The 17295-nt window shown below is 47.7% G+C and carries 13 protein-coding genes; 2 read left to right on the forward strand and 11 right to left on the reverse strand.

What is annotated here, in order from left to right; genetic code table 11:
• Nucleotides 1-10: 10 nt before the first annotated feature.
• Entirely contained in the window at nucleotides 11-670 is a 660-nt protein-coding gene (locus GC096_RS15020) for a DUF6597 domain-containing transcriptional factor (protein ID WP_171631292.1), read from the reverse strand.
• Nucleotides 671-952: 282 nt separating this feature from the next.
• Here GC096_RS15020 and GC096_RS15025 point away from each other — a divergent pair, with 282 nt between their 5' ends.
• Together GC096_RS15025 and GC096_RS15030 are read left to right on the forward strand one after the other, a co-directional pair.
• The gene (locus tag GC096_RS15025) at nucleotides 953-1159 is read left to right on the forward strand and encodes a helix-turn-helix transcriptional regulator (RefSeq protein ID WP_171631293.1); all 207 of its coding nucleotides are present in this window, start codon (nucleotides 953-955) and stop codon (nucleotides 1157-1159) included.
• Entirely contained in the window at nucleotides 1156-1587 is a 432-nt protein-coding gene (locus GC096_RS15030) for a hypothetical protein (RefSeq protein WP_171631295.1), read from the forward strand. The genes GC096_RS15025 and GC096_RS15030 overlap by 4 nt, the downstream gene beginning before the upstream one ends.
• A gap of 108 nt (nucleotides 1588-1695) precedes the next feature.
• Here the strand turns inward: GC096_RS15030 and GC096_RS15035 are convergent, their stop codons facing one another.
• The 10 genes from GC096_RS15035 to GC096_RS15090 form a co-directional block, all read right to left on the reverse strand.
• Nucleotides 1696-2091 carry a VOC family protein gene (locus tag GC096_RS15035; RefSeq protein WP_171631297.1) on the reverse strand — a complete coding sequence of 132 codons (396 nt, stop codon included), beginning with the start codon at nucleotides 2089-2091 and terminating at the stop codon, nucleotides 1696-1698.
• Between the two features lie 90 nt (nucleotides 2092-2181).
• The gene (locus GC096_RS15040; protein WP_171631298.1) at nucleotides 2182-3093 is read right to left on the reverse strand and encodes an aminoglycoside phosphotransferase family protein; all 912 of its coding nucleotides are present in this window, start codon (nucleotides 3091-3093) and stop codon (nucleotides 2182-2184) included.
• Between the two features lie 342 nt (nucleotides 3094-3435).
• Nucleotides 3436-4242 (reverse strand): Cof-type HAD-IIB family hydrolase, encoded by an 807-nt coding sequence (locus GC096_RS15045; protein ID WP_171631300.1) that lies wholly within the window; start codon nucleotides 4240-4242, stop codon nucleotides 3436-3438.
• A 197-nt stretch (nucleotides 4243-4439) separates the two neighbouring features.
• Entirely contained in the window at nucleotides 4440-5054 is a 615-nt protein-coding gene (locus GC096_RS15050; RefSeq protein ID WP_171631302.1) for a polysaccharide deacetylase family protein, read from the reverse strand.
• Nucleotides 5055-5108: 54 nt separating this feature from the next.
• On the reverse strand, nucleotides 5109-10040 hold the full coding sequence (locus GC096_RS38460; RefSeq protein ID WP_216626141.1) for a sugar-binding protein: 4932 nt from the start codon (nucleotides 10038-10040) through the stop codon (nucleotides 5109-5111).
• Nucleotides 10041-10181: 141 nt separating this feature from the next.
• Nucleotides 10182-11720: an extracellular solute-binding protein gene (locus tag GC096_RS15070; RefSeq protein ID WP_171631304.1), complete on the reverse strand. Its 1539-nt coding sequence runs from the start codon at nucleotides 11718-11720 to the stop codon at nucleotides 10182-10184.
• A gap of 74 nt (nucleotides 11721-11794) precedes the next feature.
• Complete coding sequence (locus GC096_RS15075; protein ID WP_171631305.1) at nucleotides 11795-12676, reverse strand: carbohydrate ABC transporter permease; 882 nt, start codon at nucleotides 12674-12676, stop codon at nucleotides 11795-11797.
• Nucleotides 12677-12687: 11 nt separating this feature from the next.
• Nucleotides 12688-13653 carry an ABC transporter permease gene (locus GC096_RS15080; protein WP_171631307.1) on the reverse strand — a complete coding sequence of 322 codons (966 nt, stop codon included), beginning with the start codon at nucleotides 13651-13653 and terminating at the stop codon, nucleotides 12688-12690.
• A 91-nt stretch (nucleotides 13654-13744) separates the two neighbouring features.
• A complete protein-coding gene (locus GC096_RS15085; protein ID WP_312886276.1) occupies nucleotides 13745-15472 on the reverse strand; it encodes a sensor histidine kinase in 1728 nt (575 codons plus the stop codon).
• A gap of 112 nt (nucleotides 15473-15584) precedes the next feature.
• Nucleotides 15585-17201, reverse strand: a complete 1617-nt coding sequence (locus GC096_RS15090; RefSeq protein WP_171631311.1) for a response regulator — start codon at nucleotides 17199-17201, stop codon at nucleotides 15585-15587.
• Between the last annotated feature and the right edge of the window lie 94 nt (nucleotides 17202-17295).

Genomic DNA, 17295 nt, shown 5'->3' on the forward strand with positions numbered 1-17295 from the left:
CATGAAGGTATTATCTCTCCAATAGTAGCATCTCCGCTTGTAAAAAACGGACAACTTCAAGCCCAAATCTGATTTGGCACCACTCCGTATAGTCGTTTAAAGGTGTGAATAAAGTGAGATTGATCGTAGTGCCCATGACACACAATGCCACTCGCAGCGGACTCTCGAATTCATATTCATTGCGAAGAAGAACATTCTGCAGCCTTACTTCCAGTCTTACAATGGCATCAAGCAGCGTCTGAGCGGATCTTAGTTCATTTGCAACCAGGTCGGCTTCGTTTCCCCATACGTCCTCTAGAAGCACTTGATAGCCGGTAAGCTCTGAGACGGGATACTTGATAAAATAGCGCATTTTATGTGGATAAAAACGGATTCCGAACAGGGAACAGTCTGACGAGAGATTCATCGTTTCAAAAGAGGTCATCAGGCCAGTTACAAATGCACCTTGGGATGTAGAAGCGGGATTCATATCGATAATGATATCCGCGCATCCGTCAGGTATGATCCGATGTAAGAGATCCTTGCCATCATCTGTGCGGAAATCAAGCTTCCAATAACAAGCGATGTAAGGCACTAGCGCCTTGCTTGGCGCGTATTCTCGGTATACATAATTGGGGTTAGGCGTTTCCTTGAGAAATACCGGAGGCTGAATTGGGCAATATATTGGCATATCCTTCCACACTCCATGTGAATGTCTTTCCAGTTATTATACTATGTACGAAAAGGTGGGTGTGTATTGTCCCAGGCAAAATCACCCAGTATTCTCTGTTCGCCAACTTTCAAGAGAACTGTTACCGCCTCTGTTCTCATCGCATGATCTTGCGGGGGGAATAGGTCGGACATTCCCTTTGCAGTTAGTCTCATCATAATGGAAAGTACGCTTGACATTGATTACATCGCGCGATATACTCCTCTTATGGAAAGCTAGCTTTCCGTATGGAGGGAGAACGCATTGAACAACCGTTTAGAAGAAATCCGCAAGCAACGCGGAATTAAGCAAGAAGAATTAGCAATGGCTCTCGAAGTGTCAAGGCAAACTATCGGTTCGTTGGAAAACGGACGTTATAACCCATCTATCCTTTTAGCGTTCAAGATTGCTCGTTTTTTCGGTATGACAATCGAAGAAATTTTTATATATGAGGAGGATGAACATGTATGAAAAAACCGACTTCGTCTTATTTTATTACCGTTGTAGGCTTAGCACTATTTGCAGGTGGTCTGTACTTCATCAAAACAATGGAAGATCCACAAGGTATGCTGCGAGCGTTGCCTTATATCTGTTTTGGGCTTGGCTGTAGTATTTTCGGTCACGGCATGGGAGAAATAGTCGTCCAACTCGCTGTGAAGAACAATGCTACCGCTGCCAAGCAGCTAGAGATTGATATGAAAGATGAGCGTAATTTGGCAATTGCTAGTCGGGCAAAAGCGAAAGCATATGACATGATGGTCTTTATGTTTGGAGCCTTAATTATCCCATTTGCCTTGATGGATATAGATTTAACAATACTTTTGCTATTGATTTTTGCCTATCTGTTTATCCTTGGATATTGCTCGTATTACCGTTTCAAGTACTATAAAGAGATGTAATAAAATTCATGTACTTCCCATTCAATAGAAAACGGCAGCCGATTAAATACCAGTTGCCGTCAAATCATAATTGAAAGCCTCATCTAAGCTTCCCGCCAAGTAGCCCAACTACAGCACCTGAGCAATCTCCCATACATGCCCGTCCGGATCAGCAAAACAAGCCGTCCGCCGCCCCCAAGGGCGCGTTATCGGTCCATTCAATAACTTAACGCCGCGTACTTCCAGCTCGTCGCATACCTGGTCAACATCTGAGACTTGGATCGTGAACTGAAACCGCGCGCCGTCTCCGGGGCGACCTACCTGCGCCGGCTCAATCAACTCGCGTGCATTCGATTGATTTAACAGATTGATGCTTGTATTCCCATAATCAAACACCGCACAATTTTCATCTTCATATATGATCGCAAGTTTGAACGTCTCTTGATAAAATGCCTTTGACCGATGCAGATCTTCAACAAATAAAGTAATTTCGGTAATTTTTTTCTCCCAGTCTGCTGTCGCCATCCATATTCAACCCCATTTACACTTTTTTACAATCCTATTTGGTTCATACGAATTGTCCGTTCCATTGTCAATGCTACTTTGACGGTTCATTTAATCCAAAAATTTGGCAAAGCGTTCCGTGATTTGGATGCCTCTGTGCCAATCGGTTCCTCCGTCTTCAATCGTCCAGCACGCCTCCAACACACCTCGTGCCACACCCCACATCGCGATTCGTCGAGGGTCAAGACCAAGTCGATCAGCCATAATCGCTATCCTGTTCCGCAGCACCTGTTCGCAGTCGCCACCCCGATCCTCGTAGTTAAGCAGATACTGGATCGTATCAAAATGGATGTCACCGATGATTCCTTTGGGGTCAATGACAGCCCATTTCTCTTCGTCTTGGCGAAGAATGTTATCATGATGCAGATCGCCATGCAGTAAGAGATTCTCATTCGTGGTCGCGATGAGATATTCCAGACATTCTTCGGCATTCTCCACCCAGCTCGGTGGCAGTGGTCCTTCAATTTCCATGTCTTTGATTCGCTCTCGGTAACGCTCAATTGCCGCAAAATGCTGTTTCATTGACGGGTACAGACTCCCCGGTGGTGGCGAAAGGTGAAGGCGGCGAAACACATCGCAAAAGATATCCGTCGCTAGTGCATCATTCTCAATTGTCGACAAAGGTTTGCCAGGCACGGCACCCTCCAGTAGTGCAACTCCCCATTCCTCATCTGCATCTAGCACATGAATTGCCCCTCGGCCCTCAAAGGCACGAAGAACACTAACTTCTCTAGATAGCTCATCCTTCTTAAAAGATAATTTAAGGACGACTCGTTTCCCATCACTGCGCGTTGCGCGGAGCACGAAGTTATAGGATAAATTAGGAAATGGAACTTCAGGGCTACAGTCGAAACGGCTTGCACAGTCCGCGATTAGCCTTGGCAGCGCCTCCGACCAGGCGACACCTCGCTCACCGTGGAGTTCGTGCATTCTTTTTATAAATGTATCGGGGATCACAATCATGCCGGAATGGCTCCTTTCAGGTTAATGATGTGTACTAGTTCTCAGCCTACAAAACAAAATTGCTATAAATATCCAACAGATGGCACCCATTATATACGGTAAAAGTCTAAAGTTATAATTGATCACATCATCCATTCCTAGAAGCAGTTTAATAGGGAATTGAATGTTTGAAAATAAGTTAGCGTATATTTGGTATTTTCCTTCGGTTACTCCCCTTTTCCATCCTAATTCATCAATGAACCACGCTAAGATTGTTAGAAGTGTATAAAGTGATAAAGAGGCCATGCACCATTTTACATATCTCATTTAAAAATGAACTCCTTACTTATAGCGCGTTAATTATCAGCAATTGATTACACCCATAAATCTCTCAATTGCAACAGCAACACCATCGTTATCATTCGAATCGGTTACGTGCGCTGCACAATTTTTCAGTTCAATAATCGCGTTCTCCATTGCAATTGGAACTCCGCACATTTGGAATAGTCCTAAATCGTTAAAGTCATCTCCGAATACCATTACATTTTCTGGCTTCACCCCGATATCGTTAAGCACCCATTGCACAGCTTCTTCCTTTGATGCTGATTTTTGCATGATTTGAATTAATGCCCCGCCATCGGTTGCGATTACGTTCACATGGTCACCGAATTGCTCTATTATATCCCTCCATGTGCTATAACCTTGAACCAAAATTTTGGTTGGGGAGAGTGAACTAAATAAATCGTTATTCATAATCTCGGGGTTCGGATCATTCGTACGGAGGCCGAAATGAGTACGTTGCGAGTCCGGAATAGGTGTACATGCATACCAAGAATCATTAACCTCATATGAAATGAAGGATTGAGGAGCTTGTAACTCGATGAATTGGTTAATCTGTTGGCAAATCTCATTTGGGATACTAATGTGAAGCTGAGTTTGCTTAGACTTGCATGTTACTAGAGCACCATTATAATAAACCAAGTAGTCTACAAAAGGAAAATTTTGTACAAATTGATTAGCTGCTCTAGGCGGTCGCGCCGTGGCAACAATAATAGGAATCCCAGAATCAAAACATCTTTTAACACTCTGATAATTTCTAGGTGATATGGATTTGTCACTACCGAGCAATGTTCCGTCCAAGTCTAATACAATTGCCTGTATGTCCGACATCTGCATCTCTCCTCACAAATAATTCTTCCAAATATAACCTAATTACAGGAGAGAAGATAGACTCAATTTTGAATTAATTTGCCCGTCCCCTATTTATTCACATAAAAAAGCTGCATAGAATTAAATTCTACGCAGCTTCTCTCAACTACCTCTCAATATTCATGTTGTATGAATAATATCCAAATTACTGCTCCTAATTATGACTCCGACATTTGCAAAAGCTCACTAACCGTTACAAGTCGATAACCTTGGTCTGTCAGTTCCTTTGCCAAAATTCGGACGGCCTCTATCGTTTGAGAACGATCTCCAAAACCATCATGAAAGAGTAAGATGCTCCCACATCCGACCTGCGCTCGGGTTACCTCAAGAATGTGGTCAACCCCAGGCATCTCCCAATCCCTTGTGCCTCCGTTATTGGATCCAATGACAGGGTAACCCATTTTGTCAGTAATCGCTTGAACCTCCTCGTTGAAATCCAAGTAAGGTGGACGCATGACAACTGGCTTAGTTCCTGTTACCTCAGTAATTAATTCGTCCGTAACAAGAAGTTCTCTCTCACATTCTTCCAAGCTAATTTGGGTCATAAAAGGATGAGAGAAAGTATGGTTCCCAATTTCATGTTTCCTGACATGAACATCAAGCGCGGTCTCGGGATATAGTTCGATTTGTTTTCCCATCATAAAAAAAGTAGCACGACCGGAAACCTCATCGAAAATATCTAGCAATTGAGGCGTATACTCTGGGTTAGGGCCATCATCAAATGTAAAAGCAACAGCTTTCTGTGTTGTTGAAACTTGTTGAATGATATTCATGCGTTTAGCCCTCCATCTGTTTGAACTCTACATTTCCTTCGACGCCATAGGTACTTATGGCAATACCAACTTCAACTCCCCGAATGCCGACGTACTCGACCAGTTATTGGATGTTCCTGCCCATACTGTCTGGCTTTGTCGACCGTTCCCATCATCCTCGTCATTGTTCGCCACGTCGAAGCCGATCGTCATCCCCGCTGATGGTGTAATGCCAAGTGAACTCCACGGAATTGCCATTTCCACACTGTATCCAGCTGGTATCGTGGCCCATGCATGCTGCACGCCGTTCGTGAGGCTTCGAGCCTCATACAGAGCGGAGTCGTTCCAACCTTTGATAAATTGCCGGTCATAGCTGTCATATGTTGCGCCTTGGTTATGATTACCGTCAATATAAATCTCAACGGAATCGTCGGAGTAAGGCTCCGCCGAATTGTTATACAGATTTCCGTCGGTGACGATGACCCCGACATACAAATAAGTATCATCCCATAATACCCCAAATTGCGCCTGGTTGTTAGAAGTTCCGATCACGTTTTTGTTCACTTGCTTCGTTATGGCCCATGTTGTTTCGTTCAGCGAGCCATCGACTAGGATGGTGGAACTCGTTTTAGTAACAGGGATCAGCGTGTAAGACGCATCCATTGTGACGCTGACTGAGTTGCTCGCCGCCGACACATTGTTTTCCGCATCTTTCGCTTTTACAGTAAAACTGTAGCTAGTTCCCGGCGTTAACCCGGTGACCGTATAAGTCGTCGAAGTTACCGTTGCAACTAGGTTTCCGCTGTTATAAATTTCGTATCCGGTAACACCTACATTATCAGTAGAAGCCGTCCAAGACAATACTGCAGTTCGGTCCGTGTGTGAAGGCGATGTCAAATTCAATGGAACTGTAGGCGGCTGTGTATCCCCAATGGAGACCGTGGAAAGCTGCAGGCTTCCGAATGCGGACGTATTCGTCCAGTTGTCGTTCGTTCCAGCCCACAACAGCTGGCTTTCCCTGCCGGTTCCGGTGTCGGTGTCATTGTTCGCGACGTCAAAGCCGATGGTCATGCCGGCAGATGGTGTAAGGCCGAGCGTGCTCCAAGGAATCGCTAACTCCACGCTGTATCCACCTGGAATCTGCGCCCATCCATGCAGCACTCCGTTTGGCATCACTCTCTGCAGCCAGAGCGTGCTGTCGTTCCAACCCTTGACATACTGCTGGTCATAGCTGTCATAAGTTGCGCCCTTATTGTTGTTGCTATCGATATAGATTTCGATGGAGTCATCATAATAAGGTTGCACAGATGTATTGTACAACTTACCGTCGATGACTTTGACTCCTACATACAAATAAGTATTGTCCCAGAGCGAGCTGAATTCCGCCGTATTGTTCGGAGTGCCAATAATCGGTTTCTTTAATTGCTTGAACGTGGACCATACTTGTTCGTCCAGGGATCCGTTAACGGTAATGGCGGTAATGGATTTCTTTGCTTGAAACAGGTACGGGTCTGTCGTGACGCTAAGCGGAGCGCTCACTCCGGACATGTTGCCTGCTGCATCTCTTGCCTTTACGCTGAATGTATAAGCGGTGTTCGCTGCAAGATTGGTTGCGGAATATGTGTTGGATGATACAGTTCCTATCAATGCTGGACCTTGATACACCTCATATTGGGTTACACCAGTATTGTCCGAGGATACATCCCAAGACAATTCTGCCGTAGTCTCGCTTTTTGCCAATAAGCGCAAATTCCCAGGAACTGTCGGCGGCGTGAAATCGCGATTATGAACGACTTTCACATTGTCAAATTCAACACTCGTCTTGAAGGCATATAGGCCGATTTTGCCCGAGACATGGCTCGTATCCGTAACGGATAATTCCTTGAACCCATTCACATATAACTCGAGTGTGCTGTTGTTTAATACTGCGGTGAACGAGTAAACTTCATTCGTCGTCATCGTATAATTTTTCTGAATCAGGATCGTGACGGTTCCGTTCACCGATTTGCCAATCTGCAGCTTGCCTGCTTTGATTCGGAAATAGTAAAAATTGTTCGGATCTTGATAACGAGCCGTAATACCTGCTGCCAGGTCAATATCATTTTGGGTAAGTTTGATATTCGTTTCCACGCTATAATTGGTATATGTGCTGGTGTCGACTGTGCTGAACGCATTCGTCCCCAGCCAGGAAGATTGCTTATAAACTTTGGATCCGCCTGATGTTACGACAGACCATGTACCGTTCGCAGGCGTCCAACCATCCGCTACCCCATCCTGAAAATCGTCGCTGAAGGCAAGCGTGCCTGGGCCTGACGCAGTTGTCGCAGCCAGTGTGTTGCTAGCTACTGACGCGCTCCCTGCACCGTCTACGGAACGAACTGTAACCGAGTATGTTCGGTCGGGCAACAATCCCGTGAGTGTATACGTCGTGCCCGAGGTAGAAGCCACCTGTTTGGTTCCGACGTAAAGGGTATAACCAACTACGCCAGAAAGATTGGATGGCGGACTCCAACTCAGACTAAGCGTAGTGAGTGACGCGGATGTCGTTATCAGATTCGTCGGAGGTGCCGGCGGAGGCGCTGTTGTCACACTCAGCGCATTGCTCGAAGCTGAGAGATTGCCCGCTCCATCTTTGGCTTTCACCGTAAACGAATAGGTGGTGCTAGGCGTTAAACCGTTTACAGTGTAGTTTGTACTCGAAAGCGTTGTCGTGGCACCGACATAGACGCCTCCGTTGTAAATGTTGTACCCCGCTACACCGGTGTTATCGGTTGAAGCTGTCCAAGAGAGGTTAACGCTCGTAGACGTATGCGACGGGGATGACAGGTTCGAAGGAGCTGTAGGCGGCTCCGTGTCGGTTCCTTCGCTCATCAAAGTGTCACCGTAAAAAACACCGGTTCCGTTCGTTCCGATATAAACACGCCCCCATGTTTGACGGTCGCCTTCCATCGTATTGGCTTCAGCGCCAATCGCCGGATCGATGACGTCAATCTTCACCCAGGTCGTGCCGAAATCATCGGATCGGAAAATACCCACACTATTATCCACCTTGCCATAGACGAAGACAGTGGGATCCTGAGAACCTAACTTATTCTTACCAAATGCAAACAATGTCGCCTGCTGCACATTCGGCAGCTGCGTCCAAGAATCGCCGGAGTTGCTGGAACGCCAGAGACCTCCCCCATCCAGGCTAACCCACACTTCTCCCGCCTTACCCGGAGCTGCCTTGACACTGAAATACGCGGGAGTTTTCGCCGGAATTGTTGGCATCGTGGACGCAACATTCCAAGACGCGCCACCGTCTGTGCTGCGGAATAGTTTCCACGTGTTACGTTCCAATAGATAGAACGTATTGCTATTGACGCGATCAGACGCTAGCGGCTGGTACCAGACCCAGAAATCGTGTACGGTTCCGGATGGTGCACCTGTTCCCGGTGTCCAAGATTGTCCACGGTCGGTTGAATATAACGGACTTCCGTGCTGCGGAACCCAGACCATCGTTTCGCTGCCAGCCGATACGGCGATGCGGCCAGCGATTCCGGGCGGATTGGGAAATGCCGTCCAGGTTGCCCCATTGTTGGTACTGTAGCCGCCACCCCCTGAGCCGGCATAACGGGTGGAACCTACCCGAGCGATGAAGTTCGGATTACTCTCTTGAAAATCGATGGAAACCGTATCACCTAGTGACGGACTGCCTAATTTGCTGCTTGGATACGTCGTGAGCGACGTATGACGCATACCATCGACATCCGCATGCCCGCTAAGCAGCGGTGCACCGATCGGCGTACTGCGTAAAGCGAACGTCACCACTTCCTCGTGGCCCTCTTCGTACGTATACCAGTGGGACGGACTTGCCGTTATATCATCTGTGCGCCATGTGCCGTAAAAGTCGGTTAACCATACCCGATTTGGAAAATGGGGATCGATGGTCAAGGTCGATGTATTAGCAGCAAACCAATTACTCGTCCACCAGGGAACATTCTGATGTTTGACGAAGGTGATTTGCGACCAATTCAGGCCTCCATTGGTCGACCGGTAGATCGGCGCTGGCGTGTTCGAACCATCTTCTACAGCTGTCATCACGATGTTCGGGTTTGTAGGGTCTACCGTAATGCCGTTGTATCTCCCTACCCCCGGGGGCGAAATGTCGGTCCATACGCCGTTTGCAAACTTAGTGACACCAGATTCATAAGTGACATATAGGGTGCCGCCATCCGCCAGAACAGCCCGACGTGGAGTAAGCGGGCTTCCATTCATCAGCGTCCATGTTGTCCCCCCATTCACACTCTGGTAGATACCAGTGCCTTTGACCCCGACATAGATGGTTTGTGTCGAAATGCCGGGAGATCCTGTACTCTTATCAAATAAAACAAAATTGAGACCAGTCGGAGCAGCACCGATGCTCGGGAAGTTAGCAACTTGCTCCCATGAGCCTACGCTGGCCCCCGATGTGCTTTTCCACAGCCCGTCATAACGAGTTCCCATATAAATGATTTGGCTATTATTGGGGTCTACCGCAAGCCGTTCACCCAAATCTCGTCCCGGCCCGTTGCCATAATGCCTGGGAGCGAACCCGGTTGACGCCCATGTGACTCCCCGATCTGTTGATTTCAGAATATCCGCAGGAGCTCCTACATAGTCGAACTTGCCCGCTGCAACGTAAACCACATTCGGATCTGCCGGATCAAGGGCGATGCTGTCAATGCCGTACAGATTGTATTTCTCTCTTGGAAGCGCATTCAATAATGGAATCCACTTCTGATTAACGGAGTCCCACCGTAAGGCTCCGCCGACGTCGGTGCGAATATAGACGAGATTCGGCTCAGTCGGATGAATGGCAATTCCAGTTACAAATCCGCCACCACCGATGCTAACATTTTGCCAATTATAAGGCTCTTGCTGAGCGGCGTTGACGGAAGATGCGGTAAATAGCAGCATACCGATCAAAAAAAAGAACATCATGAAACCGTGCAATTTCCACCTTTTCGAAAATTCCAAAGCAATCATCCCAATTCCCTCCCATAATGGATATCATCTTGCTTGACTTACAGCATTCATCCCCCCTTTACTTACTCATACTTTCATAAAGGCACAGCGAATGCGGCAGCCTGCACCGCCTAAGCGTTATCGTCAGACTGCCGCACTGCATTATTTACGAGTTGTCGCGTACCATGTGTTGATTTCGTCGTAGCTCGTTTGGCCGCCGGCTTTTTTGAATTTGTCTGTGAAGGCGTCAAATCCTGTAAGCTGCTCGCCGCCGACAATGACTTTGACGGCATAATCATTAACCATCTGATTCAGCTGCGCATTTTCCTTGGAGTAATTCGGGAAGTACGGCGCTAAACCGAGCGGATTCTGCTTGAATACTTCCGGCTTTTGCAACTTGTTCAAGAATTCCCAGCCCTTGTAGAGGCGGTCATCTTTACGGACGCGTGCTTGCCAATAGATCGGATATTTGGTTTCATCGATACCTGTCAAATAGTTGCTGGCAGAGCCGCGCTCGTCATTGAAAATCGGCAAAATCGGATAATAATTTCCTTCTTTGACTGTATGGTGCGTGCCCTCTACACCGATCGCCATGTTTTTGAACGTATCCGGTTCCAGCTTGGCGTCCATCCATTTGATCGCATCTTCCGGATGCTTGGAAGCTTTCGGAATAAAGGTCAGCCTATCAAATCCCGAAGACTGTGCCAAACCTGCCTTGCCGTCTTTGCCCGTCAGCGCAGGAATGTACGCATAGGTGGCGCTTGGGAAATTTTTCTTCAGCGCATCGTCAATCGACGGAATGTCTGCCCAATGCAACACGATGGCGCCTGCCTTACCATTTGTAAACTTCTCTTTCACAGTTGCGTCCTTGTTGATCGCAAACTCTGGATCAAGCAGCCCTTGCTTATAAAGATCGGTCATATAAGTCAAATATTCCTTAAAAGCAGGATTCATCGCGCGAGGAACCAACTTGCCACTCACATCGTTCCAATCGTTCACCATGCCGAAAGCGCCGACGAGGTTGTCGACCAATGGATTGTCGCCTTTAATAGCCATCGGAATATTTTTGGCTCCGTTACCACCAGGATCCTTCTCCTTGAACGCCTTGAGTACAACCAACAGCTCGTCAAGCGTTGTCGGGACTTTCAGACCCAGCTTATCCAACCAATCCTTGCGGATCATCAGACTCGTACCGACTGATTCGAGGGTTCGCGTCGGAATGGCATAGATTTTACCGTCGACTTTGGCCATTTCCAGTGTCTCTTTGGACAACGATGCTTTGATGTTTTTACCGTACTTCTCAATAAGCGGAGTCAGATCGACCAATGCGCCTTTTTTGGCATAGTCGGCATAGATCGCTTTGGAACTGCTGTCCCCAGCTGTCGAGACGATGTCATAAGGCTCCGAGGAAGCAATCAGAAGGTTGAGTTTGTCCTCCGGCTTATCGACCGGAAGTGCTTCGTAATTGACTTTGTACCCGGTCTTCTCTTCCAACATCATGGCGATCGGGTCTTTAGCGAAGTTAGGGCCCAGTCGCATAAGCGCTTTCAGTTCAGGCTTGGGGCCCGCAGTCGCTGGCTGTGTGGACGGGGCCGGGGTTGGGGAGCTGCTTTTCTCACCTTCGCTACTTGCGCCACAAGCGGTAAGCAGCATCAGGCTGACTGCGACAGGGAGCGCAGCCCATTTCATCGTTTTCTTCATTTTTTAAACCCTCCTATATATGTTGTGAAATTTATCATTAAGCAGCGGTGGATTCCGCCGGCGTTAATGCAGCATTAGCCTTTGACGGAACCAATCAATACACCCTTAATAAAATACTTCTGAAGGAACGGATATACGAGAAGGATAGGCACAGTAGATGCGACTACGGTAGCGGCACGGATACTTTCCGGTGACATATTCATCAGATCGTCTGCCGACTTGTTGAGCGCGTTCGCCGTATCGTTCTCCATCACGATATCGCGCAGATGCAGTTGGAGCGTTTTCAATAATGGATCGCTAATGTACAGCATCGGACTGAAGTAATCGTTCCAAAAACCGACGGCATAGAACAAGGCGATCGCAGCGAGTACAGGCATACTGAGCGGTAGAATAATGCGGAACAAAATCGTATACGTTTTGGCTCCATCCATCCGCGCCGATTCTTCAAGTGCTTCGGGAAGACCTTCATAATAGCTCTTGATGACCAGCATATTGAAAACACTGATCATGGCTGGCAAAATGAGCGACCATAAATTGTTAAGCAAATGCAGCTCACGAATTAACAGGTAATTCGGAATAAGTCCTCCGTTAAATAGCATGGTGAAAACGAACAATACCATGATTCCCGAGATACCGGGCAAATGCCGCTTAGATAGCGGATAAGCTGTGATGGCGGTCACCAATATGCTCAATAGTGTCCCAACTACAGTCACGATAACCGAAATGACGAATGCTCGGGCAAATGTGTAGGAGGTAGCGACTTTTACGAGCGTATCCAGTTGAAAGCCTACCGGGAGCAGATTCACCCGTCCCGATACAAGCGCCCAGTCCGAGCTGACGGATTTGGAGAACACGTGGATCATCGGCAATAAGGTAATCAGACCTAACACAATCATGAAGCCGTAGACGAAACTATCTAAAACCCAGTCGCTGAATGTTCTTTTACGGATTTGCATGCCAGGCCTCCTTACCATATTCCGCGGTTCAGCGTTTTTTTGCTGAGCCAGTTGCCGGAGATGATGAGAATAAAACCGACGACCGAATTGAAAAGGCCGACTGCCGTGCTGAAGCTGTAATCCATCTTTCCAAGACCCATTCGGTAAACAAAAGTACCGATAACATCGCCGGATGCGTAGACAGTAGGGTTATACATCGTCAGGATCTGTTCTGTGCCTGCATCCAGCACCATACCAAGACGGAGAATGAGCATCAGGATAATCGTCGGCACAATGCCGGGAAGCGAAATATGCCACATCTGCTGCAGGCGATTCGCTCCATCGATAGAAGCCGCCTCGTACTGCTCCTGCTCGACACTCGCTAAGGCAGCGATGAAGATAATCGCGTTCCAGCCGATCTCCTTCCAGCCTGCCGTGAACACGACGACACTTCTAAATACGTGGTTGTCCATAAAAAATCGTATGGATTCGCCGCCGAACCATTGAATGACGGTATTGACAAGTCCGTCAGAAGGGGACAAGATCGTCATGAACAAGCCAGAGATAATGACCCAGGACAAGAAGTGAGGCATGTAGATAATCGTCTGGATGGTCCGTTTGAACGCTGGGAACCGAATTTCGTTCAGCAGCAGAGCGATCAGGATGGGTATCGGGAACAGCAACACAATCTTGTAAATACTGATGAGCAATGTATTCGTGAACACTTGCATAAATTCTGTCGATTGCATGAGCTTTCGGAACTGCTCCAATCCGACCCATTGGCTTCCTCTGATCCCATCAAAAATGTTGAAGTCCTGAAAAGCGATTAAGACTCCGTACATCGGTGTGTATTTGAACAATAGCAGTAGAAGCAGCCCAGGCACCAGCAGTACATACGTATCGAGGTTCCGCCATACCCTTAGCCATCTGCCTTCACGCTTGCGAGAAAACTTGGCCTCCCCTGCCTTTCCATTCAAATGTGTGATGATTTCGCTCATATTGTGGTTGCACCTCCTGCACTTATGGCTTTATTGTACCTACAGGAGAGTGCGTCATGTAGTGGGTAATCCGACACTTTCTAGGTGTATCCTACTTAATTCTCTCCTCGTTCATTGCCTTGAGACGAACGATCACAACAGTACCTTCGCCTAGACGAGAACGGACCGTTAGTCCATAATCGGAACCAGCCATAAGCTTGATTCTCTCGTTCACATTGTATAGACCATACGAGCTGCCGTTTCCTTCAGCATGCAGTAAAGGGCGCGAAGTAGACAACAGACTGGAAGCTAGCTGCTCATCCATGCCAATCCCATTATCTTTGATGGTAATCTCAAGCACGTCTCCGCACCGCTTCGCGTGAATGTTAATGATGCCGATTTTGCCTTTATTCTTGCGGATACCGTGCAGCAGCGCATTCTCAACGATGGGTTGCAGCGTCAGCTTCGGAATGACGCATCGACTCGCCTCCGGATCCGCTTCAATGAAGAACTCAAATGTGGAAGGGAAGCGGTTCTGTTGAATCTCCAAGTAGACTCTCGAGAGCTCGAGCTCATCCACTACGCAGACATGATCCTTCCCTTTATTCAGGCTAAGCCGAAAATAATCAGACAGACTCTCAATCAGATGGCTGATATCGTCGGCATCGCGAGAGATCGCCAACCAATTAATGGTATCCAGCGTATTATAGAGAAAATGGGGATTGATCTGAGCTTGCAGCGCACGAAGTTCAGCCTCTCGCTCCAGCATTTTCGAACGGTAGGCCTCCTCCATCAAATCCTTCACGCGATGTACCAAATGATCGACAACTCGCTCAAGCAACCGAAAGTCGCCTCCCGGCTCCTCCAGCCCTTCGACACCTTCCGTGCGGATCGTCTTGACGACCGATTTGATTCGCCGGTTCATCCCGTTAATAACGAACGCCAATAACATGAACACGAGAATCAAAAACATGATCGTCATGCCTACAACCGTCGCGATGCCAGACCACTGACTTAACGTGGTTGTACGATGCGTCAGGCCGGTCTTCGGCACCTCCAGTACGAGACGCCAATCCGCAGCTCGGATAGGTGCACGCACTTCAAACACCTCTACACCGTTTTCAGACCGTTTGATGATTCCATCATCAGATTCTCTCTCGAGGGCAGTCTTGGTGCCGATTACCGATTGATCCGCGCTGTAAATGATAGTCCCACTGCGATCCACGATATATACACGACTTTGAGCTGGGAAATTAAGCTCGGAAATAATTTCAGTTAGCATCTTCTCGGGAACGTCAAGCATAAGCACACCAAGACTCTGAGCAAAATTTCGCGGATGTCTCAGCAATCGAGCACAGGAAAGAATCCGTGCAGGTCCCGAGTCCAGATAGTTTTCTTCGTAGATGCCCGTCCACACGATACTGCCGCCAGCGTTCATGACCTCATTGTTCCATGGGCGAACTTTCAAACTATCTAGCGGAAAAAGATTCAACAAATCGAATCCGTATAAATTCCCCGGATCGGTAAAAACACGCGCCCTGACAATGTCTGGTGCCGATTGGACCGATTCGAGCAAATTGCGCAGCTCCTTTGACTGAGCGATGCGCTCGATAATCGGAGAAGCGGGATCCAAATTTTCATACAGTTTATTGTTCATAAATATAGAATTGGATGAATTCTGCACATAGTTGAGCCGCGAGCTTAAATTAATACCTGCCTGTTTCAATGTCTGCTGCATGGTCTGGGTCACCTCCTCCTGCAAAATTCGGGAGGACTGTTCATAATACACGAACAACATCATACATACTGGCAGGAAAATCATCAGACCGTAGGCGAGCATCCACCTCCTGGCCGCCACAACGCCTTCCCACAAATTAGAGGGACGGATCCTTCTTTTTTGCAAAACCCCTCTCACTGGATCAACTCCTTTTGAATGCTAAACACTTCTTCTCCTATTGTTGGTCCCGATAAGCGCTTGGCGTAAGTCCGGTCATCTTCTTGAACAGCTTGCTGAAATAGCTCGGATCCGTATAGCCGACTAGCTCGCACACTTCGTAGAACTTGATGCGAGGATCTACCAGCAATTCCTTCGCTTTCGCAATACGGACTTTCATCAAATATTCGTAAATCGTCTCGCCAGTCTCCTGCTTGAACAATAAACTGACGTAAGTTTGACTGAGATAAACGTAGGCGGCGATCTCCGCGATGGCCAAGTTCTTGGCGTAATTCTCAGAAATAAACTTCTGAATCTGTTCGATTACATTACTCGATCGTCCGCTCCGCTTCTCCTGAATCCAGCAGCAGATGCTATATAGGTAATCGCTTACAAAGGTTTTTAACTCGGCCATCGTTTCCAACTTCAGGAGTCGATCAAGCGCCCAAGCTTCCTCCTCTTCTTTCTCACGGGTTAGCAAATTAAGGTCAAGCAGCAACCTGCCGGCGAGAGCGATCATTTGCAGTCCTACCTGCCGGCCGTACTTAAAGCCGTCCTTGCGAATTTGCGCCAGCGGCTCGAGAATGCTTTCCATTTCCAACTCCAATTGTTGCTTTTCCCCCGATTTCAGCACGGATACCAGTCGCTCACTCTGACTGCTATCGAACCGAATCGAACTGGCAGCTCCAACTTCTAAACTGTCCATCGTAATCACTTGATTCTTGCCCATGTACCACTTTTGGTCAGCCGCATCGCGTGCATGCCGAAAAGACGCTGGAAGCATCCGGATATTATCGGCACGTTCGCCTACTCCAATCGTAACGCTGATATTCAGCCAGCGCTTCAGATTGTCACGAATCTCCTCTGCCAGCAAAAGCAGCGTTGCTTCCGGGTCTTTCATCGGATCATCAAGCACTAAGAGTCCAACGAATTCAGCAGCTCTGTTCTCAAATGCATACCCATGCAGGTACTGATCAATCAGTTCTTGAACGACGTTCAAGAGTGAGTACGACAACAACTGCTTGTCCCTCTCCGAACGACTACCTAGAACCTCCCTGGCATCGTCAATGGTTATAACGAGTACGAGATATGGCGTTTCCAGCGGCAGTTCCAGATTGAGAAACGCAGCTCTTTCCCGCAGCACCTCTGGCTTTGCGTCCCCGTCTTGGATCAATGCCATCAGAAATTTCTCCCTAAGCAGTGGCATACTCTGGGTCAATTTGACCTCCATGTCTTTGAGGCGTTGCCGCTCCTTCTCTTCCGAACGCAAGTCTCGCACGACACCTTCAATAACCTTTTGGAGCTCAGTTCGTTTGACTGGTTTGAAAATATAATCGGCAGCATGCACCTGCAAGGCCGAACGCAAAAGGTTTGCTTCATTGTGACCGCTTATAAATACGATTTTCGTTTCAGGGAGCCGCTCTCGAATCTCCCGCGACATTTGGATCCCGTCCATGACCGGCATCATCACATCTGTCAGTACGATATCGGGTTTTACTTGCTCGATCAGCTCCAACCCCGTATCTCCATCGTCCGCTGTTCCGGCGAGAACAATCCCATAGTCGCTCCACTGGACGAATTGACTGAGCCCTCCTCGGACGGCAGGTTCATCGTCGACAATGACCAGTTTATACATAATTTCAGTCTCCTTATCCGAAATTGGCAGAACGATATTGAATAAAAATTACCTTCTATTATAAGAGTTTTTCGGTAAATACTGCAGGGGGGAT

The sequence above is a fragment of the Paenibacillus plantarum genome (assembly GCF_013141695.1).
GTDB classification, from domain to species: Bacteria; Bacillota; Bacilli; order Paenibacillales; family NBRC-103111; genus Paenibacillus_E; species Paenibacillus_E plantarum.